Genomic DNA, 22,237 nt, shown 5'->3' with positions numbered 1-22,237 from the left:
TCAGTGATCATTGAGGGCATGCAGGGCAAAACCACGGGCGTAGGCCTCGGGGTTGGAGCCGTCCCAGAGTTGGCCGTCGAGCAGTTGGCTGCTGCGCATCGGTGCGCCGGGCATGGGGATGTCCAGGGCGTTCGCGGCTCGGCTGTAGAGGTCGAGTTGCTGGACCTGGCTGGCCACGCTCAGGTAATCCGGCGCCTCGCGCAGCAGGCCCCAGCGACGGAACTGGGTCATGAACCACATGCCATCGGAGAGGTACGGGTAGTTGGCCGCGCCACGGTCATGGAAGGTCAGGGCATGGGGATCTTGCCAGTGCCGGCCGAGGCCATCGTCGTAGCGACCGAGCAGGCGTGGCTCGATGCTCGCCAGGGGCGCGTCGAGGTAGTCGCTGCCGCTGAGCAATTGTGCGGTGCTGCGCAGGTTTTCCTGGCTCTCTTCGATAAAGCGGCTGGCCTCCAGGATCGCCATCACCAGGGCTTGCGCGGTGTTGGGATACTGTTCGACGAAGGCGCGGGTGCAGGCCAGGACCTTTTCCGGATGGTCCGGCCAGATCGCCTGGCTGGTGGCGAGGGTAAAACCCTGGCCCTGCTCGATGGCATGGGCGGCCCAGGGTTCGCCGACACAGAAGCCGTCGATGCGTCCGGCTTGCAGGTGTTCGAGCATTTGCGGGGGCGGCACCACCACACTGTTGACGTCTTCCAGCGGGTGGATGCCCTGGCTGGCCAGCCAGTAATACAACCACATGGCGTGGGTGCCGGTGGGGTAGGTCTGGGCGAAGGTCAGTTTGGCCTGGCCGCTACGGGCCCGTTGTTGCAGGGCCTGGGGGCTGGTGACGCCGGCCTCCTTGAGCGGTTGCGAGAGGTTGATGCTCTGGCCGTTCTGGTTCAGGCCCATCAGCACCGCCATGTCGGTGGCCGGTGTGCCGCTGATGCCCAGCTGGATGGCGTAGATCATTCCGTACAGGCCATGGGCGGCATCCAGCTCGCCGCTGACCAGTTTGTCGCTCAGGCCGGCCCAGGAGTTCTGGCGCTGCAGATTGAGGGTCAGGCCATAGGGCTGGGCGAAGCCCTGGGTGGCCGCGACCACCAGGGAGGCGCTGTCGCTCAAGGGCATATAGCCGAGGTTGAGGACGTTTTTTTCCGGGGCATCGCTGCCGGCTACCCAGGCCAATGGGGACCTTGTCAAATCGTTGTGCATGCGGTGATTCCTGAAGCTGTGGGGCTGACGCCTGTCACAAGGCGGAGCAATAGTTGTGCCGATAGCCGTCGGTCAAGGCCGAACACGGTCCCTTGTAGGAGCCGGCTTGCTGGCGATGAGGCCGGGAAGTCTTGCAGTGATCATGCGGACGTCATCGCCAGCAAGCCGGCTCCTACAGGGGGCGTTGCATTGGCGGTCCCGGTCAGTAGACATCGCGCAGATAACGCCGATCCTTGCTCATGGCACTGACATACAGGCCCGCCGCGCCGCCGCTCATCCGACCGTGGACCTGGACGATTTTCTTCAGCGCGGCGTCGACGTCCTTGGCCATGCGGCTGGCATCGCCACAGACATAGACGCTGGCGCCTTGCTCCAGCCAGCTCCAGAGCTGCGCGCCAGCTTCGAGCATGCGCTGCTGCACGTAGATCTTTTCAGTCTGGTCACGGGAGAAAGCGGTGTCCAGGCGGCTCAGGTGACCGCTGCGCAGCCAGGCTTCCAGTTCCTCTCGGTAGTAGAAGTCGCTGGCGGCGCGTTGTTCGCCGAAGAACAGCCAGTTCCTGCCCTCGGCACCCTGGGCCTGGCGTTCCTGCAGGAAGGCGCGAAACGGCGCGATGCCGGTACCGGGGCCGATCATGATCATCGCTGTTCGCGGATCTTGCGGAACCCGGAAGTGCGTGCTGCGCTGGATAAACAGGCGGGCGCCGATACTGGTGGCACGGTCGGCGAGAAAGGTCGAACAGACCCCGCCACGGATCTGCTCGCCATGCCGGTAGCGTACCGTGGAAACCGTCAGGTGCACCTGCGCCGGGGTGACTTTCGCACTGGAGGAAATCGAATACAGCCGTGGCTGCAAAGGCTTGAGCAGGCTGATCAACTGATTGGCGCCGAGGCTGATGGGGAACTCCTGCAGCAGGTCCAGCAGTTGCCGGCCCCAGAGCCAGTCCTTGAGCCGGGCCTGGTTGGCTTCCTCCTGCAATTCGTCCAGCCAGGGACTGGCGCAGAGCCCGCAGACCCGGCGCAGGATTTCCGGGGTGATCCGGGTGATATCCAGGTGATCGAGCAGCGCCTCGCGCAGTGCCATCGGCGCCTTGTCCTTGAGCGTGACCCCGCTGTCGCCGTCCAGTTGCAGGATATCCAGCAGCTTGTCGACCGACTCCGGGCAATTGCTCGGCCAGACGCCGAGGGCATCGCCGGCCTGGTACGGGAAGTCCTGGTCGCCGAGGTCGAACGCCAGATGGCGGGTTTCCTTTTCCGCCCCCGGGGCATTGAGCACCTGGTTGTGCAGAAGGCGGGCGTGCAAGGGGTGATGGCGGCTGTAGGGGCTGCCGATGTCGGTCAGGGCGGGTTGTGTCTTTGCGAGCACATCCGCGCTGGCGATGATTGCCGGTGGGGCGGATGGACTGCTGAGCGTCGTGCACAAACTCGTGAGCCAGGGTTCGACAGCCTGCTGGGCGTCCTGCTCGCACTCCAGGCGTGGCAGCAGGCGTTCGGCGCCGAGTTCGTTCAGGCGCTCGTCGAGCTTGCGGCCGAAACCGCAGAACTGATCGTAGTTGCTGTCGCCCAGGGCCAGCACGCTGTAGCGGCTTTGCGCCAGGGCTTGGCCCTGGGCACCTTGCAGGGTCTGCCAGAAACCCGTGGCATTGTCCGGCGGGTCGCCGTCGCCAAAGGTGCTGGTGACCAGCAATACGCTGCTGGCGGCACGCAGCTCGTCAAGGCTGGCCTCGTCCATGGCCCGCAGGCGGGCTCGTTGGCCGGCGCTGTCCAGGCGCTTGGCGCAGGCCTGGGCCAGTGCTTCGCTGTGGCCGGTTTGCGAGGCCCAGAGCACCAGCCATTCAGGCGTTGTCGCCTGAGCCTTGGCGGCGATCTGCGGTTCCAGCGTGGTGCTCGTCGTGCGGGAAAACAGTCCGGCGAGCAGGCCGTCCAGCAACAGGCGTTTGTCGGCGCCAAAGGGCGCGCTGGCGGGCAGGGTGGGCACGCCCGGCGCCTTGGCCTCGGCACTGCGCAGGCCCAGCAGGTAACCCTGCATATACAAGCGTTCGTCGGCGGCCAGGCTCAGCTCCGCCGGAATATCGAGGTTGAGCAGGCGGGCGAAGGCGTTGATCTGCATGGGGGAAACGTTCTCCGGGGCGGCAGCCGAGGTGTCGGCCGGCGCGAGTTCGGGGACAAGGTGGGTGGGCTCTGCAGCCAGGGCCAGCAGGTTGACCGCACAGAACTTGAAGGCCGGCTGCAACGACAGCGGGTCGATGGCGTCGCTGGTCAGCGCGTTGATCGCCAGGTCGTCGCCGAACACATCGTTCCAGTGAAAGGGCGCAAAACAGTTGCCCGGGCGGACCCGGTCGGTGATCACCGCCGGCAGTACCGCACGGCCGCGTCGCGAACGGATCTGCACCGGGTCGTGTTCCTTGATGCCCAGGCGCGCGGCATCCTCGGGATGGATTTCCACGAAGGGCCCGGGGTTGAGTTTGTTCAGGGTCGGCACCTTGCCGGTCTTGGTCAGGGTGTGCCATTGGTGCTGGACCCGCCCGGTGTTGAGCACCAGGGGGAATTCCTCGTCGGGCATTTCCGCCGGCATCAGGTGCGGCCGGGCAAAGAATTGCGCCTTGCCGCTCTCGGTCGGGAAGGCGATCGCCGGTGGCTGGCCGTCCTGGTCGTATTTCAACGCCTGGCTGAGGCCGTTGTTGAGGTAGCGGATCGGGTTACGCGTGGCCCCCTGGGCCTCGGCGCAGGGCCATTGCAGCGGTTGCTCGCGCAGGCGGGCATAACTGGCGCCGCGCAGGTCGTAGCCGGTCTTGGGGTTCCAGGCCTGTTTGATCTCCTCGAACACCGCCTCGGCGCTGTCATAGGCAAAGGCCTCGGCATAACCCATTTCGCAGGCCACGCGAGCGATGATCTGCCAGTCGGGGAGGGTCTCGCCCGGAGGCTGCACGGCCTGCTGCATCAGGGTCAGGTTGCGTTCGGAGTTGATCATCACCCCTTGCGCTTCGGCCCACAGGGCGCCGGGCAGGAGGATATCGGCATAGCGGTTGGTTTCGGTATCCAGATAGGCGTCCTGGCTGATCACCAGTTCGGCGCTTTGCAGTGCCTCGATAACGTTCTGCCGGTTAGGCACGCTGGCCACCGGGTTGGTGCAGATAATCCAGCAGGCCTTGATGCTGCCGGCGCGCATGGCCTCGAACATCGCCACCGTGCCTTCGCCGGCTTCGGCCCGCAGGTTGTCGGGAGCCAGTTGCCAAAGTTGCTCGATAAAGGCGCGGTCATCCGCCACCAGTGCCGAGCGCTGGCCCGGCAGGCCGGGGCCCATGTAGCCCATCTCGCGACCGCCCATGGCGTTGGGTTGCCCGGTCAGGGAAAACGGCCCGCTGCCAGGCCGGCAGAGGGTGCCGGTGGCCAGGTGCAGGTTGCACAGCGCGTTGGTGTGCCAGGTGCCCTGGACGCTCTGGTTGAGGCCCATGGTCCAGCAGCTCATCCAGTTGGCGGCCTGGCCGATCCACTGGGCGACCTGGTGCAGGTCGGCTTCGGCCAGGCCGGTCAGCTCGGCGACCCGGGCCGGTGGGTAGTCCTCGAGGAAGTCGGGCATCACTTCCCAGCCTTCGGTGAAGGCGGCGATAAAGTCGCGGTCGTCATGGCCGTTTTTCACCAGCAGGTGCAGCAGGCCGTTGAGCAGGGCGAGGTCGGTACCGGGTTTGATCTGCAGGAACAGGTCGGCCTTGTCGGCGGTGCCGGTGCGCCGCGGATCGACGACGATCAGCCTGGCGCCGGCCTTGACCCGATCGAGCAGGCGCAGAAACAGGATCGGGTGACAGTCGGCCATGTTCGCGCCGATCACCAGGAACAGCTCGCTGTGCTCGAAATCCTCATAGGAGCCCGGCGGGCCGTCGGCCCCCAGGGACAGTTTGTAGCCGCTGCCGGCGCTGGCCATGCACAGGCGCGAGTTGGATTCGATATGCCGGCTGCGGATAAATCCCTTGGTCAGCTTGTTGGCCAGGTACTGGGCTTCCAGGGACATCTGCCCGGAGACATAGAGCGCCACGGCGTCCGGGCCATGGTTGTCGATAATGTCCCGCAGGCGACTGGCGGTGGCGCTGATGGCCTGGTCGATGCCGACCCGGGCCGGGTCGCGGCTGCGTTGCGAACGCAGGAAGGCATGCTCCATGCGCCCGGAGTTGGCCACCGCCTGGCCGCAGGTGCTGCCCTTGGTGCACAGGCGACCGAAGTTGCTCGGGTGTTGCTTGTCGCCCGAGACCTTGACGATCAGGTTGTTCTCGACCTGCATGACGATGCCGCAACCCACGCCACAATATGGACAGACGCTGCGCACGGTGTTGCTGGCCACCTGGGTATCGGTCATGGTGCGTCCTCGGGGTTGGAAACCGGGTCCGGCAGAAACGAAAAAAGCGCCGGCTGCCCCACGTTTTTCAACGGGAGCGGCACGGCGCCTTTGTCGTGAATGTTGCCTGAAGAGTGAACTACACAGCCATCGACGTTGATGGCCTGGTCAGGCTGTAGCAATGCGCGCGCCAACTGTTTCACTGGCGCTCGGCAGGGTGCGGTGGGCAAGGCTGGCATGGGGTAAGGTCAGGCTGCTGGCGCAACTCCGAGAGATGCAAATCAGCGTCGCGATGGGGCGGGCCGAGGGTGACTGCATCTTTTTGGTGCTTTTGTGTGGAGGTGTCCGTCGCCTTGCCAATGGCATATCGAGTGCGTCACGCAACCTGTAGGAGCCGGCTTGCTGGCGATGGCGATCTGCGCAGCGCCGCGAGAACCTCAGCCTGCCGGCTGATCGCCAGCAAGCCGGCTCCTACAGGGATCGTGTTGGATTGGGCCTTGGCACAAGCGATGCATAGCCCCTGATACCTCACCGCGATGGCGCGAGTGGGATGCCCCGTCGATCAACGGCGATCGTTTGGCCACAACCGGCCCGGGTGAACATGACTGCGTCGGGCCTATGGGCCGGCAGCACGAACAGGCAAAGGCGCCTGGAACCTTTTGGTTCCGGGCGCTTTTTTTTGCCTTCGAAAAACCGGATTGGCTTTGACGGATGCTTCCTATGAACAGCTATTCAGCGACCTCGAACAACCGGCCAACGCTGGTGGTGATCGGCAACGGCATGGTGGGTCACCATTGCGTCGAGCAACTGGTCGAGCGCGGTGCCCTGGCGCAGTATCAGATCCATGTGTTCAGCGAGGAACCGCAGCGAGCCTACGACCGTGTGCACCTGTCCGAATACTTCAGCGGCCGCGATGCACAGGCCCTGGCCCTCGGCGATATCGCGCTGTACCGGACCCCCGGTGTCACCTTGCACCTGGGCCGCGCGGTATTGGAGATCGACCGCGCGCGTCATGAGGTGATCACCGCCGATGGCTGTGTGGCGTACGACAAGCTGGTGCTGGCGACCGGTTCCTTTCCCTTCGTCCCGCCGATTGAAGGCGCCGAGGGCGACTCGCGGCTGGTCTATCGGACCCTGGGGGATCTCGACCGCATTCGCGACGCCTCTAAAAATGCTCGCCGTGGCGTGGTGGTCGGCGGCGGCCTGTTGGGCCTTGAAGCGGCCAATGCCCTCAAGTCCCTGGGGCTGGAGGCGCATGTGGTGGAGTTCGCGCCGCGGTTGATGCCGGTCCAGCTGGATGAGCAGGGCGGTCAGGCGCTCAAGGATCAGATCGAGGCGCTGGGGGTCAGTGTCCATCTGTCCCGTGGCACCCAGTCGATCAGCGCCGGCAGTGAATACCGCTACCGGATGAACTTCGCCGGCGAGGATTTCCTCGAGGCCGACCTGATTGTGTTTTCCGCCGGCATCCGTCCCCAGGATGCCTTGGCCAAACAGTGTGGTCTGGAGCTCGGCCCGCGTGGCGGGGTGGCCATCGACAGCCAGTGCGCCAGCAGCGACCCGGACATCTACGCCATCGGCGAGTGCGCGGCCTGGAACGGCGGGATCTTCGGCCTGGTGGCCCCGGGTTACCAGATGGCCCGGTCGGTCGCGACGCAACTCTGTGGCGAAGACAGCGAACCGTTCATGGGCGCGGACATGTCGACCAAGCTCAAGTTGCTCGGTGTCGATGTCGGCTCCATTGGCGATGCCCAGGGCGCCACGCCCGGTTCACGTAGCTACCGCTTTATCGACGAGGCCAGCGCCAGCTACCGGCGCCTGGTGGTGTCCGCCGACGGCAAGCGCGCCCTCGGGGCGGTGTTGGTGGGCGACAACAGTTATTACGACACCTTGTTGCAGTACGTCAGCAATGGCATCGACCTGCCGGCCGATCCCGCCGGGTTGATCCTGCCATTGGGCGAAGCGGCACCGGCCCTGGGCGTGGATGCCTTGCCCGCTACCGCCACCGTGTGTTCCTGCCATAACGTCAGCAAGGGCGCGATCTGCTCGGCCATCGACGGCGGTTGCAGCGAACTTTCCGAACTCAAGGCCTGTACCCGTGCGGCCACTGGTTGCGGTGGTTGTGCCGCGTTGCTCAAACAGGTTTTCGAACATGAGCTGAGTGCTCGCGGCGTCACTGTGGACAAGAGTCTGTGCGAGCATTTCGCCCATACCCGCCAGGAGCTTTACGCCATTGTCCGGGTCGAACGCATCGAGTCCTTCGACGCGCTGCTGGCACGCCACGGCAAGGGCCATGTCGGCTGCGATATCTGCAAGCCGGCGGTCGGCTCGATCCTCGCCTCATGCTGGAATCAGCCGATCATGGACCCGGCGTTGGTGCCGTTGCAGGACACCAATGACACCTTCATGGCCAACATGCAGAAGAACGGCACCTATTCGATCATCCCGCGTATCGCCGGTGGCGAGATCACCCCGGACAAACTGATCGCCCTGGGGGCGGTGGCGAAGAAATACGAGCTCTACACCAAGATCACCGGCGGCCAGCGGATCGACCTGTTCGGCGCCCAGTTGCATGAGTTGCCGCAGATCTGGGGCGAACTGGTGGACGCCGGCTTTGAAACCGGACACGGCTACGGCAAGTCGCTGCGCACGGTGAAGTCCTGTGTCGGCAGTACCTGGTGCCGGTATGGCGTGCAGGACAGTGTCGCCATGGCCTTGCTGCTGGAGAACCGCTACAAGGGTGTGCGGGCGCCGCACAAGTTCAAGCTGGCGGTCTCCGGCTGCACCCGCGAATGCGCCGAGGCACAGAGCAAGGACATCGGCGTGATCGCCACCGACAAGGGCTGGAACCTGTATGTCGCCGGCAATGGCGGCATGCGTCCGCGACATGCCGAGCTGTTCGCCACCGATCTCGATGACGCGACCCTGGTCCGCTACATCGACCGTTTCCTGATGTTCTACATTCGCACCGCCGACCGCCTGCAACGCACCTCGGTGTGGCGTGAAAGCCTGGAAGGCGGCCTCGACTATCTCAAGGCGGTGATCATCGACGACAGCCTGGGCCTGGCCGCCGAGCTGGAAGGGCAGATGCAACTGCTGGTAGACCGCTATCAGTGCGAGTGGGCCAATGCCTTGCAGGACCCGGAGAAGCTCAAGCGCTTCCGTACTTTCGTCAATGACAGCGGCGGCGATCCCGCCATCCGTTTTGTCGAGGAGCGTGGTCAGCGTCGTCCGGCCCGTGCCGACGAACTTCAACTGATCCCTGTCGCCGAGGAGTTGAACTGATGAACACCACGACCCTGGAACGTCCGCAGAATGCTGTGGAATGGAAAACCCTGTGCAACCGTGCTGACCTGGTGGCTGATTCCGGCGTGGTCGCCTGGCTCGACGGCGCCCAGGTGGCGCTGTTCCATCTGCCGGCTATCGACGGTGGCGAGCAGGTTTTTGCCATCGATAACCGCGATCCGAAATCGGGGGCCAATGTGATCGGCCGTGGCATCGTCGGTACGCTGAAGGGCGAGCTGGTGATTGCCTCGCCCTTGTACAAACAGCACTTCCGCCTGGCGGATGGCACCTGTATCGAATACCCCGAGCAGCACTTGCGGATCTGGCCGGTGCGCTTGAATGGCGATCGGGTGGAGGTGGGGGTGAACTGAGGCGCAGCGCTGGAGCGTGAGGGTGTCAAAAGCTTCGCGGGCAAGCCCTGCTCCTACAGTATTGTGTCGTACACAAAATCAGTGGTCGACGCTTAGCTGTAGGAGCAGGGCTTGCCCTCGAAGAGGGCCTTGAGAACGCTACAAACTCTGCGGATAGCACAAACTTCAGCCAGGTTTGAGAGCATTCTCAAGTAAGCAGAAAGGCCCCCGAAGGGGCCTTTCTGTTATGCCGTGGACTTACATGTTCGGGTAAGTCGGGCCGCCGGCGCCTTCCGGGGTGACCCAGGTGATGTTCTGCGAAGGGTCCTTGATGTCACAGGTCTTGCAGTGCACGCAGTTCTGGGCGTTGATCTGGAAACGCTTCGCGCCGTCCTCCTGGGTGATCACTTCATACACACCGGCCGGGCAGTAACGCTGTGCCGGCTCATCATAGAGCGGCAGGTTCTTGCCGATCGGGATGCTCGGGTCTTTCAGCTTCAGGTGGCAGGGCTGCTCTTCTTCATGGTTGGTACCGGAGATGAACACCGAGCTGAGCTTGTCGAAGCTGAGCTTGCCGTCCGGTTTCGGATAATCGATTTTCGTCGAGTCCTTCGCCAGCTTCAGGCAGGCATAGTCCGGCTTGGTGTCGTGCAGGGTGAACGGCAGCTTGCCACCGAAGATGTTCTGGTCGAGCCAGTTGAAGCCGGCACCGACGATCGGACCGAACTTGTGCATCGCCGGGCCGAAGTTGCGGCTGGCGAACAGTTCTTCGTACAACCAGCTCGATTTGAACGATTCGACGTAGCTGTGCAGCTCATCGCCACCCTCGGCACCGGCCAGCAGCTTCTCGGCCACGGCTTCGGCGGCGAGCATGCCGGACTTCATCGCGGTGTGGCTGCCCTTGATCTTGGCGAAGTTCAGGGTGCCGAGGTCGCAACCGATCAGCGCGCCGCCGTTGAAGACCATCTTCGGCAGCGAGTTCAGGCCGCCTTTGCAGATGGCGCGGGCGCCGTAGCTGATGCGCTTGCCACCTTCCAGGTATTGCTTGAGCACCGGGTGATGCTTGAGGCGCTGGAATTCGTCGAACGGCGACAGGAAGGTGTTGCTGTAGGACAGGTCGACGATCAGACCCACCACCACCTGGTTGTTTTCCAGGTGATAGAGGAACGAGCCGCCGGTGTTCTCGGCGCTCATGATGTCCAGCGGCCAGCCGGCGGTGTGCACCACCAGGCCTGGCTCATGCTTGGCCGGATCGATTTCCCAGATTTCCTTCAGGCCGATGCCGTAGTGCTGGGCATCGGCATCGCTGTCGAGCTTGAAACGCGAAATCAGTTGCTTGCCGATATGCCCACGGCAACCTTCGGCGAACAGCGTGTACTTGCCGCGCAGTTCCATGCCGGGGGTGTAGAGACCGTCTTTCGGATGGCCTTCACGGTCGACACCGAGGTCACCGGTGATGATCCCGCGAACCACGCCGTTCTCGTCGAACAGCGCTTCCTGGGCAGCGAAGCCCGGGTAGATTTCCACGCCCAGGTTCTCGGCCTGCTGGGCCAGCCAGCGGCACAGGTTGCCCAGGGATATGATGTAGTTGCCTTCGTTGTGCATGGTCTTGGGCACAAAGAAGTCGGGAACCTTGGTCGAGGTCTCGTGGCTGCGCAGGACATAGATGTCGTCGCGCTTGACTGGGGTGTTCAGCGGCGCGCCGAGCTCTTTCCAGTCCGGGAACAGCTCGTTCAGGGCCCGTGGCTCGAACACCGCGCCGGAAAGGATGTGGGCACCGACCTCGGAACCTTTCTCCACGACGCAGACGCTGATTTCCTGACCCGCTTCAGCCGCTTTCTGTTTCAGCCGGCAAGCGGCGGACAGGCCTGCGGGGCCGGCACCGACGATGACCACGTCGAATTCCATGTATTCGCGTTCCACAGACTCTCTCCTACTCAAGGCTCTACAGTTTTTTTCTAATTGGAGGTTTGGTGTCGCGCTCCAGTCTTCCTGCACCACGTCGGGAGGAGGATCACGGATGAGACATCTTTCTCTCTAGGCGGCGCATTATATCTACACCACTACCAGCGTCCAATACAAACGTTTGTTTGAATTCGCTGCAGGCTAGATAAATCAAAGAAGCGCGGCTTATGACTGGCCATTTTGCCGTATTGACCGGAATGGGCGTTCCGGTCAAGATACGGGCGGTTTCGCGCTCGCCGTAGGCTGAATCAAGGATTCAGGAGCCCCTCTAAAGACAGGGCGAAGGCAGTGGGAAGTACAGCGGCATGCCGGTCTGGCGCGGAGTTTACACGCCTTGGCGGTCCATGACTGCCCGGTCACGTCCGACGGACGGTATGGGGTGGTCGGCAGCGGTATTTTCGCTTCAAGTGCCGGCGTTTTTCGAGGTGCCCTTGAGCTTCTTACTGGAGTCGTGCGCCGTTGAGCATCAACCGCCAGGTCAATCCTGGCGATTTCCTTTTCACCGGAGAGTAACGAGGAATCCATGAAGGTTCTTGTAGCTGTCAAACGCGTTGTCGATTACAACGTCAAGGTCCGCGTCAAGGCGGACAATTCCGGCGTCGACCTCGCCAACGTCAAGATGTCGATGAACCCGTTCTGCGAAATCGCAGTGGAAGAAGCGGTACGCCTGAAGGAAAAAGGTGTAGCGACTGAAATCGTCGTCGTCTCCGTTGGTCCGTCCACCGCTCAGGAGCAACTGCGCACCGCGCTGGCCCTGGGTGCCGACCGTGCCATCCTGGTTGAATCGGCTGAAGAGCTGACTTCCCTGGCCGTGGCCAAGCTGTTGAAAGCTGTTGTCGACAAGGAACAGCCACAGCTGGTGATCCTCGGCAAACAGGCCATCGACAGCGACAACAACCAGACCGGCCAGATGCTGGCAGCCCTGAGCGGTTACCCTCAAGGCACCTTCGCTTCGAAAGTCGAAGTGTCGGGCGACAAGGTTGCCGTGACCCGCGAAATCGACGGCGGCCTGCAGACCGTGTCGTTGAGCCTGCCGGCCATCGTCACCACCGACCTGCGTTTGAACGAGCCGCGTTACGCGTCCCTGCCGAACATCATGAAAGCCAAGAAGAAGCCGCTTGAAGTGCTGACTCCGGATGCTTTGGGCGTTTCCACCGCCTCCACCAACAAGACCCTGAAAGTCGAAGCGCCGGCTGCTCGCAGCGCCGGCATCAAGGTCAAGTCGGTGGCTGAACTGGTCGAGAAACTGAAAAACGAAGCGAAGGTAATCTGATCATGACTATCTTGGTAATCGCCGAACACGACAACAAGGTCGTGGCTCCGGCCACCCTGAACACCGTGGCTGCCGCCGCGAAGATCGGTGGCGACATTCACGTGCTGGTTGCAGGCCAGGGCGTGGGTGCTGTTGCTGAAGCTGCCGCGAAAATCGCTGGCGTGTCGAAAGTACTGGTGGCCGACAACGCCGCCTACGCCCATCAACTGCCGGAAAACGTCGCTCCGCTGGTCGTCGAGTTGGGCAAGGGTTACAGCCATATCCTGGCTGCCGCCACTTCCAACGGCAAAAACATCCTGCCACGCGTTGCCGCGCAGCTGGACGTTGACCAGATCTCCGAGATCATCTCGGTGGAAAGCGCTGACACCTTCAAGCGTCCGATCTACGCCGGTAACGCCATTGCCACCGTGCAATCGAACGCTGCCGTCAAGGTCATCACCGTGCGTGCCACCGGTTTCGATCCGGTTGCCGCTGAAGGTGGCGCTGCTGCGGTTGAAGCGGTTGCCGCTGCTCACGATGCAGGCAAATCGTCGTTCGTTGGCGAAGAGCTGGCCAAGTCCGATCGTCCTGAACTGACCGCTGCCAAGATCGTCGTTTCCGGCGGCCGTGGCATGCAGAACGGTGACAACTTCAAGCACCTGTATGCCCTGGCCGACAAGCTCGGTGCTGCGGTGGGTGCTTCCCGTGCCGCGGTCGACGCCGGTTTCGTACCGAACGACATGCAGGTCGGCCAGACCGGCAAGATCGTCGCGCCACAGCTGTACATCGCCGTCGGTATCTCCGGCGCGATCCAGCATCTGGCCGGCATGAAGGACTCCAAGGTGATCGTCGCGATCAACAAGGACGAAGACGCTCCGATCTTCCAGGTGGCCGATTACGGCCTGGTGGCGGACTTGTTCGAAGCTGTTCCCGAGTTCGAGAAGCTGGTCTGATCCGGCGGCTTGGCTTATAAAAGAACCCGGCCTTTTGGCCGGGTTTTTTTTTGAAAAGCGCGCCCAGGCCCTGGGCATGGCCAACGACCTCAAGGCCCATCCGCAACCGGTCGATCAGTCCGGTCTGTTTCTTGCCGTTTCCCACAATTCGGGCTGCAATGCCCCCCGGTTGCGCGGACAGTTGGCGAAAAAGATGACAGAATTGCCCGCCTCCGGCCTGACCGAAGCCGCGTTGCAGCGCAATCTGGAGCGTTGGAAGGGGCAATTGCAACCGGTCAGCGCCCCAAAACCGTAGGGATTTTTTTGTGAGTATTCGACCTCTATTTGCGGCCCTGGCCGTGCTGGCGCTGGCGGGCTGCGCCACCGACCCGGCCCCGAACGAGCAGATGCGCCTGACCGAGCGCGCCATCGCCCAGGCCCATGCCGTCGGGGCCAACGCCAACGATGTCCCGGAGCTGAAAATGGCCGAGGACAAGTTCCGCCGGGCCAAGGCCAATATGGCCGAGGACGCGTTCCGTGGCGCCCGGCGCAAGTCTGAACAGGCCGAGCTGGATGCGCGCCTGGCCGAAGCCAAGGTGTTGACCGAGAAGAGCCAGGAGCAGCTCACGCTGCTCAACACCCGCATCGCGCGCCTGCACAAGCAACTGGAGACGGCTCAATGATCTATTCGAGCGCAAGGGCGGGCGGCCTGTTGTTGCTGGCCTGTGTCGGCTTGTACGGTTGTGCCGGCCAGAACGACAGTGAGGCGGCCCTGCAGGCGGCATCGGCGAATTTCCAGAAGGTCAAGGAAGACGCCAATGTGCTGCGTTACGCGCCCAGGGACGTGATCCGCTCCGGTGAATCCCTGGCCCGGGCCGAGCGCCTGTCCGGCTACCTGGGCAGTGCCGGTGATGTCGAGCACTACGCCTACCTGAGCGAGCGTTACGCCGACATTGCCCGTGAACACACCGAAACCGCCTTGAACCAGGAGCGGGCAGCCAAGCTGGAGCTGGAGCGTCAGCGTCTGCAATTGGCCTTGCGCGAAAGCAAATTGCTCAGCGTGCAGCAGCAGGGCAAGTGGGTAGAGGAGCAGATCGCCAGTTTGACCAGTAACCAGAAGGATCGTGGCCTGGTGATGACCCTCGGCGATGTGTTGTTCGACACGGGTGAGGCGGAGTTGAAGAACTCGGCCAATCGCACGGTGCTCAAGCTGGTGCAGTTTCTCCAGCTCAACCCACGGCGCATCGTGCGCATCGAGGGCTACACCGACAGCACCGGCGACACCGACGGCAACCTGAAACTGTCCCGCGAACGCGCGCAGTCGGTGGCCGATATGCTGGTGGACCTGGGGATCGACGAGAAGCGCATCCAGGTCGAGGGCTACGGCGACCAGTACCCGGTGGACGTGAACGCCAGCGAGCGTGGACGGGCGCAGAATCGTCGGGTCGAGATTGTCTTTTCCGATGAGAAAGGCCAGCTGGGCGCGGCGCGCTGACGGCGGGACGCTTCCCCCGAAAACCCGGCGTCCACAAAACGCCGGGTTTTTTATTGTGCGCCAGGCATGGCGCGTTGCGCGCAAGCGCAACCCGCTTGGCTGTGGTGGCCTCGCTGGTGGCCTGGAGGCGAACGTCCTCTGCACACCCGGCAAGGGGAAGTGTTAGCCAGAGGCATTGGCTACTCAACCCTTGCATTCCTATTGCTCCGAGAGGGCGTCTGAAGCAAGTCAGCCAGTTTCACAGCCGTCTTCGCCTCGTCGAGTGGCGTGTACACGATGAGTTTCATGTCTGGCTGATCGGAAACGGCCAGGCTGGTGTATTCAAACGTCATGCGACCGCCCACCGGGTGCTTGATGCGCTTGTGTCCGGTAAAGGGCCGCTGCACGTCGTGCCTGGGCCACCAGTCTCGGAACTCGCGGCTGGCTTTCATCAGCGTGGCAATCAACCGCTCGAACTCGGGATCGCCGGCATAACGGGCACTGTCGGCACGGAACATGGCCAGCGCCGCCGGTGCGAGTTTGTCCCAATCGACCAGCAAACGACGGTGCGCCCCGTTGGCAAAGACGAGATGCATGATGTTGCGCTCGTCGCCTTGAAGCTTGCCGTAGTCGCCAAACAGTACCTCGGCCGCACGGTTCCAGGCGAGCACGTCCCAGCGACGCCCCAATACATAGGCAGGTTGCCCCGTCAGGCTATCGAGCATCCGTCGCAACGGCTCCTCGACCCGTTCGGGACCTGTCAGGGCGGCCTCCGGCGGCGGCCGGTTGTTCAGGACGAAAAGATGCCTCCGTTCGGCGGGATCGAGCTTGAGCGCGTCGGCAAGTGCCGATAGCACTTCAACCGAGGGATGCACATCACGTCCCTGTTCGAGCCACGTATACCAAGTGGTTCCTACGCCCGCGAGCAATGCAACCTCTTCGCGCCGCAGCCCTGGTGTTCGCCGGCGGAATCCTTCAGCCAGCCCGACGTTGGCAGGCGTCAGCTTTTCGCGGCGGGAACGCAGGAAGGCTCCGAACTCGCGGCGACGAATTTCAAAGGTGGTCGGAAGATCGCTCATCTCTTCATCATAGCAGTATTGATACCATGATAGGTCGGGAACTGTTTGTGGTATCGGGATCGGGGAACAATGCCAGCAACGCTATTAAGTTCAATAGAGGTTGGCAGCATGGAGCTAAAAGAAAAGACCATATTGATTACAGGATCGACCGATGGCGTCGGGCGTCGGGTTGCCCAACGACTCGCAAAGTCAGGTGCGACCGTATTGATCCATGGCCGCGACCGATTGCGGGCCGAGGGTCTGTTGACAGAGATCCGCAATTTAGGCGGGAGCGGAGCTTTCTATCCGGCCGATTTTTCTTCGCGATCACAGGTGCGTGCACTGGCAGAAGCCATTCAACGTGACCATGGCCGTCTTGACGTACTTATCAACAATGCTGGAATCGGCGTTGGCGTTCCCGGTTCGTCGCGGGAGGTAAGTCGGGATGGCTACGAGTTGCGTTTTGCCGTGAACTATCTTTCCGGCTTCTTGCTGACGCGCCTTCTACTGCCGCTTTTGCAAAAGAGCCAACCCGCCAGGATCGTCAATGTTGCATCGGTGGGTCAGCAGTCCATCGATTTCGCCGACATCATGCTGACGAATGGCTACAGCGGTGCGCGAGCCTACTGCCAGAGCAAGCTCGCGCAGATCATGTTCACCTTCGATCTGGCCCGTGAACTGGACGGATCTGGGGTCGCGGCAAACAGCCTGCATCCGGCGACCTACATGGATACCGCCATGGTGCGCAAAGACGGTATCGCACCGATCAGCACCGTTGACGAAGGGGCCAATGCAATCCTCCATCTTGCTGTTGCCGGCGAGACGGAAGGAATGAGCGGTCTGTATTTCGCTGGACTTCAGCCACGACGGGCCAACCCACAAGCCTATGACGCTGCCGCGCGTGAGCGCCTGCGGTCGATCAGTCTCGAACTTGTCGGCTTGCCGAACGCCCATCCCGGCACATCAAGCGGCGCATAACGACTTCAGTCACGCAACCGGTCTGACCACTGTCGTCACGCATTTCATCTCTCAACCATTAGAAAAGGAAAAATCATGTCAATTCAACAACACACAGTCATCATCGGAGGATCGACCGGTATTGGTTTTGCGACCGCTCGCCAGCTTCTTGCCCTGGGCCACAAAGTCACGATCACAGGCCGTACCGAACAGCGATTGCAAGCGGCGAAGACTGAATTGGGTGGTGATCTTACCGTCCTTGTTCTTGATGCCGCTGACACGGGCCGCCTAGCCGATGCCTTCGCGGGCATCGGCGCATTCGATCACCTCGTACTGTCGCTTGGTAGCGGCAAAGGGGCCGGACCATTCGCATCTGTCAGCCTCGACGAAGTGCGGCAAGGTTTCGAGGAAAAGGTTTTCCCTCACTTTGCCACGGCACAGGCTGCGCTCCCCTCGTTGCGCAAGGACGGCAGTATCACCTTCATCTCGGCGGTGACCGCTCAGTCCGCCATGCCTGGGACAGCCGGGATCGGCGCAGCTAACGCAGCGGTTGCCGCACTGGTCCCTATCCTCGCCGCGGAGTTGCGTCCTCTGCGGGTCAATGGAGTTTCTCCTGGTGTGATCGACACGCCCTGGTGGGATTTCCTGACGGACGAGCAGAAGGCTCCCGTTTTTGCCGACTATGCCGCCAAGACGCCCGTCGGGCGCGTGGGGCAACCGCAAGACGTTGGGCAGGCCATCGCTTTCCTCATCTCCAATAGTTTCATCAGCGGAGACATCATCACTTGCGATGGTGGGTTGCGCTTAGGCAGCTAACGCATGCGGCCCGGACGCTGGCGTCGCGCTTCATCACGCTGGCACAGGGGCTGGCATTTCAGGTGCAGAGCGTGGGTCAGCAGTTCGCGCGGCGTACCCGGGGCAGTACGCCACGACCGTAAGCGCTAATCAGATGTACCAGGACGAGCACCCGCGTTGGCAGAACACGTTCAATGGCTTGTAGACCGCAATGCAGATGCCCGTACAGTTTTACTTCTCTTGCCACTGTATTGTCGACTATTGTAGAAACTGTGCCAGTACACTTTGAAACTGTTCCGGTATTGTTGCTTCCAAGAATAAAAATGCCGTTGAAACCGAGTGCTGCTTCATGACCAACCTATTGCTCTACCAACGTATTGCGCAGCAGCTCGCCGAGGATATCCGGCGGGGCGTCTATCAGCCGGGCGAGCGGGTGCCGTCGGTGCGCAAGATGAGCTCGCAGCTCAATGTCAGCCACGCCACGGTGCTGCAGGCCTATGCCAACCTGGAAGACCAGGGGCTGATCCGCGCGCGTCCGCAATCGGGCTACTACGTTCACCAGACCCCGGCCCTGACCGCGCCCACGCCGGACATCGCCCGGGTCGAACGACCGGGGCTGGTCACTCGCAGCAGCATCATCCAGCAGGTACTGGTGGAGTCCCGCCGCGAAGGGGTGTTTCCCTTCGGCGCGGCGGTGCCGTCGGTGGATTACTTGCCGGTACGCGCCCTGCATCAGCAATTGGCCAAGGTCACGCGCTTCCACAGCCCGCGGGCCTTCAGCTACATGTTCAGTCCCGGTTTCGAACCGTTGCGCCGCCAGGTGGCGATTCGCATGCGCGATGCCGGGGTGGTGATCGACCCTTCGGAAGTGGTGATCACCCACGGTTGCGTGGATGCCCTGCAAATGTCGTTGCGGGTGCTGACCCGTCCGGGCGACCTGATCGCCGCCGAGTCGCCGACCTATTACGGCCTGCTGCAACTGGCCGATCTGCTGGGCCTGAAAGTCATCGAGATTCCCAGCGATCCGTCCACCGGCATGAGCCTGGAGGCCCTGCAACTGGCGGCCAACCAATGGTCGATCAAGGCCCTGGTGTTGACCACCCGCCTGAGCAATCCACTGGGCGGGACCATGCCGGAAGAGCGGCAGAAGCAATTGCTGCGCCTGGCCTCGGATTTCGATATCCAGATCGTCGAAGACGATATCTATGGCGAGCTGATGTTCGAAGTCGGCCGGACCAAGGCTCTCAAGGCCTATGACCGGCTGGACCGGGTGATCTACTGCTCGAGCTTTTCCAAGACCCTGTCCCCCGGCGTGCGCATCGGCTGGATGATCGCCGGCAAGTTCCAGCAGGAAATCCAGCGCTTGCAGACCTTCAGCACCCACTCGGCGTGCAGCGTGACGCAGATGGCGGTGGCGGCCTACCTGGAGAACGGTGGCTACGACCGGCACCTGCGCTATATCCGTCAGGAGTACCGGAAGAACCTGAGCGCCTTCCAACTGGCGGTGCAGCAGTTCTTCCCGGAAGGGACGCAGATGACCCGGCCCACCGGCGGTTTCATCCTGTGGGTCAGCCTGCCCGGGCGGGTCAACACCCAGGAGTTGCACGTGCGGGCGTTGCAGCAGGGTATCAGTATCGCCCCGGGGCTGATCTTCAGTAACACCGAGCAGTTCAATCACTGTATCCGGCTCAACTGCGGAATCCCCTGGAACCGCGAGGCCGAACGGGCGTTGATGACCCTCGGCATGCTCGCCAGCCAGCTGTGCCAGGAGACGGCAGCCGGCCTTCTGTGACGGCAGGGGGACAAGCAGGTGCGGTCGCGATGATCGGCCTGCTTGTCAGGAGGCGCTCAACAGGCGAGCATATGGCCCCCTCTGTCGTCCATGTCGTAGAGCCTATGAAAGCGACTCTTTCCATTCGTTTGCTGTTGATGATCGTGCTGACAGGCATGGGGGCGGGAGTGGCTGTGACGGCACAGGCCCAGGACACCAGCGTATCCACGACGACAAAGAAGCCGCTCGGGACCCCGGCCAGCAGCGTCAAGCTGGTGAAGAAAAAGCCGCTGCCGAGCAAACGGACAACGACCCGCAAGGCACCGACGGGCAAGGCCAAGCGGCGTGCACCGATTGCGGCCAAAGCCGTGCCGGCCAGCGAAGCGCTGAAAACCACGCTGCCACCGGCCCAGTTGGACCTCAGCCTGCCCCAGGAGATGGTCAAGCGCCTTGAACCCTTGGGCACGGTGCCGTTGTCGAAAAATCGACCGCTGTTACCGCAACTGTTCGAAAAACCTGCTGAACAGACACCTTTCCAGCTCAACGGGCGCTTGCTCAGGAATGAGATGGATCTACAACTGCGTAACGAGAGCCGCAAGGAAGTTGACGGTGCGGCCCTGGATTTTGAATTCAAACAGTAAAATGGCCGTCCCGGCTTGACGTTTCATCGGTGACTGCCCGGTCATGGGGCTTATCCGTGAAAAACAGTTGTGCGACCAATTTTAAACAGCCGTTTTAGCGGTTACTCTGTCTTCCACACACCTTTTCCCTTATCAGGAGCTTGTCGTCATGAAGTGCCGTGAGGGCTGTGGCGCTTGTTGCATCGCCCCTTCCATCAGTACGCCGATTCCAGGCATGCCCAACGGCAAGCCGGCGGGAGAACGTTGCGTGCAACTCTCGGTCGAAGGTCTGTGCGGCCTGTTTGGCCAACCTGAACGACCCTCTGTGTGCGGGGCTTTCCAGGCCGATCCGGAGGTTTGCGGCAGCAGTTCGGAAGAGGCGATCCGTCTGATCGGCTGGTGGGAGCAAATGACAGCGGCGTAAGGTGTGTTCAATGACCGGAACTTCAACAATAAGGAATAAAACAATGAGTTCGCTGCATCGAATGGCTGTGGTGTGTGGTTTGACTGTCCTGTTGAGTGGTACCGCCTACGCGGAAAACTGGGAAACGGCCAAGGACCAGGACGGCATCAAGGTGTCCCTGAGTGAAGTCGCCAATTCCCAGTACAAGGCCTACCGTGGCGTGACCCTGATCAAGGCGCCCGTGGCGAAGATCCAGGCACTGCAGGAAGACGTGTCCGGCGCCTGCGCCTGGATCCACGAGTGCAAGTCGCAGAAGCTGTTGAAGAAGGACGGTGACCTGAGCTGGACCTACACCCAGTTCAAGGCGCCGTTCCCGGTCACCGATCGCGACTCGATCCTGCAGATCACCACCACCAAGGGCGCTGACGGCAGCCTGACCCGCACGCTCAAGGGGGTGCCGACCTATCTGCCGGAAGAGAAGGGTTATGTCCGTGTCGCCCAGGTGGACGGCTTCTGGACGCTGGTGCCCAAGGCTGACGGCATGACCGAAGTAACCTACCAGGTGCACACCGAGCCGGGCGGCAGCGTGCCATCGTGGTTGGCCAACAAGTTTGTGGTCGATGCACCGTTCAATACCCTCAAGGCCCTGAAGGAACACGCCGAGAAATGAGGGGCTGAAACCCTATCGGAACGTTCACGGACCTTGTGAACCTGGCTTGTCGGCGAAGTTTTCAGTGGTCTTGAGGGCCTCTTCGCGGGCAAGCCCTGCTCCTACAAGGTTATGCAGTGTTTTCCAGGGCTTGTGCGGCTCAAAACAGGTTGAACGATCTCCCGTGCTCTACAGTCCAGATGTAGTAAGCCCGTCCATGGGCTTTACCGAGGAGGCACCGATGAGCAAGTGGGCAGTTACTTTCGTCGACGATCATGGCGTGCAGGACACGGAGCACTTCGAATGTGCCAGCCAACCGGACCTGGAACAGGCCGCGCGATTGATTCGTGCCAAGCTGTTGCCGGTTCCCGCCGCGCTGGATCTCAATGACCTGGAAGGCCGTGCCCCGGACCCGACGGTCAAAAGCCTGAAGGACCAGAACAGCATCCAGATCCTCAGTATCACGCCTTTACCCTGACCGCGCTTTTCCTCTGAATTCCCTCTGGCAGAGGCGATGTCATCGCGCTACTCTGCAAGGGAGATCAGCGAATGATTCGCTATAGGTCTGGTCTTGTCAGCTACATGCTTGTTTCCCGATTGTGGTCACGCCAGCGCTGTTCGGTGTCTGGTTCGGGAGTACGGAAAGTCTATCCAACGCTTGCTGAGGAGGACGTTTCATGAGCACAGCCTATCAAGAAGACATCAGCAGCAACGTGCTGCGCCGCATGAAAGAAGGCGGTTTCGATTTCGCACGCATCCATCCCATCGAGTTCTATGCTGTTTTCCCGGACGAGGAGCGGGCGCGCAGGGCGGCAGGCAAGTTTCGCGGCGAATCCTTGAATGCCCAGGTCAGTGTCCGCGATGACGGCGCCTGGTACCTGGAGCTGAGCAAGGTGATGTACGCCACATATGGCGGTATCGGTGACTTCGAGCAGAACTTCGGGGCGGTGGTCGAGCCCCTGGGCGGTACGATAGAAGGCTGGGGCGTCAAGCACCCGGTGCGGGCGCTCAATTGAGAGCACTTCCTTCAACCAGCAACGGCTGACCCAAGGGTTGGCCGTTTTTGTTTGTCGCGCACAAAAAAGGACCGTCCGCGCAGGTGGGCAAACTCTGACTATGCTGGTGGATAGGCAAAGCCTGCTTCGCAATGAGGCGCTGCTGATTACATTGGGGCGTTTACTGCACAGTGATGGTGCGGCGCAGGTTGG

At 62.0% G+C, this 22,237-nt stretch carries 18 protein-coding genes and 1 pseudogene; 15 read left to right on the top strand and 4 right to left on the bottom strand.

The genetic code is table 11. From position 1 onward, the window contains the following. Window positions 1-1,194, bottom strand: coding sequence for a CmpA/NrtA family ABC transporter substrate-binding protein (locus CWE01_RS11885; protein ID WP_100940717.1), 1,194 nt, complete (start codon window positions 1,192-1,194; stop codon window positions 1-3). A gap of 202 nt (window positions 1,195-1,396) precedes the next feature. After that, the gene (locus CWE01_RS11880) at window positions 1,397-5,527 is read right to left on the bottom strand and encodes a bifunctional nitrate reductase/sulfite reductase flavoprotein subunit alpha (RefSeq protein ID WP_100940969.1); all 4,131 of its coding nucleotides are present in this window, start codon (window positions 5,525-5,527) and stop codon (window positions 1,397-1,399) included. Between the two features lie 714 nt (window positions 5,528-6,241). Between CWE01_RS11880 and nirB the strand changes: the two genes are divergently transcribed. Both nirB and nirD read left to right on the top strand, forming a co-directional pair. After that, window positions 6,242-8,803, top strand: coding sequence for a nitrite reductase large subunit NirB (nirB, locus tag CWE01_RS11875; RefSeq protein ID WP_100940716.1), 2,562 nt, complete (start codon window positions 6,242-6,244; stop codon window positions 8,801-8,803). Further along, on the top strand, window positions 8,803-9,174 hold the full coding sequence (gene nirD / locus CWE01_RS11870; protein WP_100940715.1) for a nitrite reductase small subunit NirD: 372 nt from the start codon (window positions 8,803-8,805) through the stop codon (window positions 9,172-9,174). Before nirB ends, nirD begins: the two co-directional genes overlap by 1 nt. 237 nt (window positions 9,175-9,411) lie before the next feature. Here the strand turns inward: nirD and CWE01_RS11865 are convergent, their stop codons facing one another. Beyond that, window positions 9,412-11,076 (bottom strand): electron transfer flavoprotein-ubiquinone oxidoreductase, encoded by a 1,665-nt coding sequence (locus tag CWE01_RS11865; RefSeq protein ID WP_100940714.1) that lies wholly within the window; start codon window positions 11,074-11,076, stop codon window positions 9,412-9,414. Between the two features lie 565 nt (window positions 11,077-11,641). Between CWE01_RS11865 and CWE01_RS11860 the strand changes: the two genes are divergently transcribed. The 5 genes and pseudogenes from CWE01_RS11860 (at window position 11,642) to CWE01_RS11840 (ending at window position 14,797) form a co-directional block, all read left to right on the top strand. Beyond that, entirely contained in the window at window positions 11,642-12,391 is a 750-nt protein-coding gene (locus tag CWE01_RS11860) for an electron transfer flavoprotein subunit beta/FixA family protein (RefSeq protein ID WP_100940713.1), read from the top strand. 2 nt (window positions 12,392-12,393) lie between these two features. Then, complete coding sequence (locus CWE01_RS11855; RefSeq protein ID WP_100940712.1) at window positions 12,394-13,323, top strand: electron transfer flavoprotein subunit alpha/FixB family protein; 930 nt, start codon at window positions 12,394-12,396, stop codon at window positions 13,321-13,323. A 61-nt stretch (window positions 13,324-13,384) separates the two neighbouring features. Continuing rightward, window positions 13,385-13,618: pseudogene (locus CWE01_RS11850) on the top strand (ABC transporter substrate-binding protein); the annotation flags it as partial. A gap of 10 nt (window positions 13,619-13,628) precedes the next feature. Next, window positions 13,629-13,985 (top strand): DUF4398 domain-containing protein, encoded by a 357-nt coding sequence (locus tag CWE01_RS11845; RefSeq protein ID WP_100940711.1) that lies wholly within the window; start codon window positions 13,629-13,631, stop codon window positions 13,983-13,985. Further along, window positions 13,982-14,797 (top strand): OmpA family protein, encoded by an 816-nt coding sequence (locus CWE01_RS11840; protein WP_100940710.1) that lies wholly within the window; start codon window positions 13,982-13,984, stop codon window positions 14,795-14,797. Before CWE01_RS11845 ends, CWE01_RS11840 begins: the two co-directional genes overlap by 4 nt. A gap of 179 nt (window positions 14,798-14,976) precedes the next feature. Here CWE01_RS11840 and CWE01_RS11835 read toward each other — a convergent pair whose 3' ends face one another. Beyond that, complete coding sequence (locus CWE01_RS11835) at window positions 14,977-15,855, bottom strand: helix-turn-helix transcriptional regulator (RefSeq protein ID WP_100940709.1); 879 nt, start codon at window positions 15,853-15,855, stop codon at window positions 14,977-14,979. Between the two features lie 108 nt (window positions 15,856-15,963). Here CWE01_RS11835 and CWE01_RS11830 point away from each other — a divergent pair, with 108 nt between their 5' ends. The 8 genes from CWE01_RS11830 to CWE01_RS11790 all read left to right on the top strand — a co-directional run bounded on the left by CWE01_RS11830 (window position 15,964) and on the right by CWE01_RS11790 (window position 22,045). Further along, entirely contained in the window at window positions 15,964-16,812 is an 849-nt protein-coding gene (locus CWE01_RS11830) for an SDR family NAD(P)-dependent oxidoreductase (RefSeq protein WP_100940708.1), read from the top strand. A gap of 75 nt (window positions 16,813-16,887) precedes the next feature. Further along, window positions 16,888-17,607, top strand: coding sequence for an SDR family oxidoreductase (locus CWE01_RS11825; protein WP_100940707.1), 720 nt, complete (start codon window positions 16,888-16,890; stop codon window positions 17,605-17,607). Window positions 17,608-17,935: 328 nt separating this feature from the next. Continuing rightward, window positions 17,936-19,378: a PLP-dependent aminotransferase family protein gene (locus CWE01_RS11815; protein WP_100940706.1), complete on the top strand. Its 1,443-nt coding sequence runs from the start codon at window positions 17,936-17,938 to the stop codon at window positions 19,376-19,378. 104 nt (window positions 19,379-19,482) lie between these two features. Next, window positions 19,483-19,998, top strand: coding sequence for a hypothetical protein (locus CWE01_RS11810; protein ID WP_100940705.1), 516 nt, complete (start codon window positions 19,483-19,485; stop codon window positions 19,996-19,998). A 148-nt stretch (window positions 19,999-20,146) separates the two neighbouring features. After that, window positions 20,147-20,401, top strand: coding sequence for a YkgJ family cysteine cluster protein (locus CWE01_RS11805; protein WP_100940704.1), 255 nt, complete (start codon window positions 20,147-20,149; stop codon window positions 20,399-20,401). 43 nt (window positions 20,402-20,444) lie between these two features. Next, a complete protein-coding gene (locus tag CWE01_RS11800) occupies window positions 20,445-21,050 on the top strand; it encodes an START domain-containing protein (protein WP_100940703.1) in 606 nt (201 codons plus the stop codon). A 220-nt stretch (window positions 21,051-21,270) separates the two neighbouring features. Further along, window positions 21,271-21,507, top strand: a complete 237-nt coding sequence (locus CWE01_RS11795) for a hypothetical protein (RefSeq protein ID WP_256145668.1) — start codon at window positions 21,271-21,273, stop codon at window positions 21,505-21,507. Between the two features lie 199 nt (window positions 21,508-21,706). Beyond that, the gene (locus tag CWE01_RS11790) at window positions 21,707-22,045 is read left to right on the top strand and encodes a ribonuclease E inhibitor RraB (protein ID WP_100940701.1); all 339 of its coding nucleotides are present in this window, start codon (window positions 21,707-21,709) and stop codon (window positions 22,043-22,045) included. Window positions 22,046-22,237: the final 192 nt, after the last annotated feature.

The sequence above is a fragment of the Pseudomonas sp. QS1027 genome (assembly GCF_002814235.1).
Lineage (GTDB): Bacteria > Pseudomonadota > Gammaproteobacteria > Pseudomonadales > Pseudomonadaceae > Aquipseudomonas.
The sequence above is the reverse complement of the archived record's forward strand: the minus strand, read 5'-3'. Positions and strand labels throughout refer to the sequence as shown.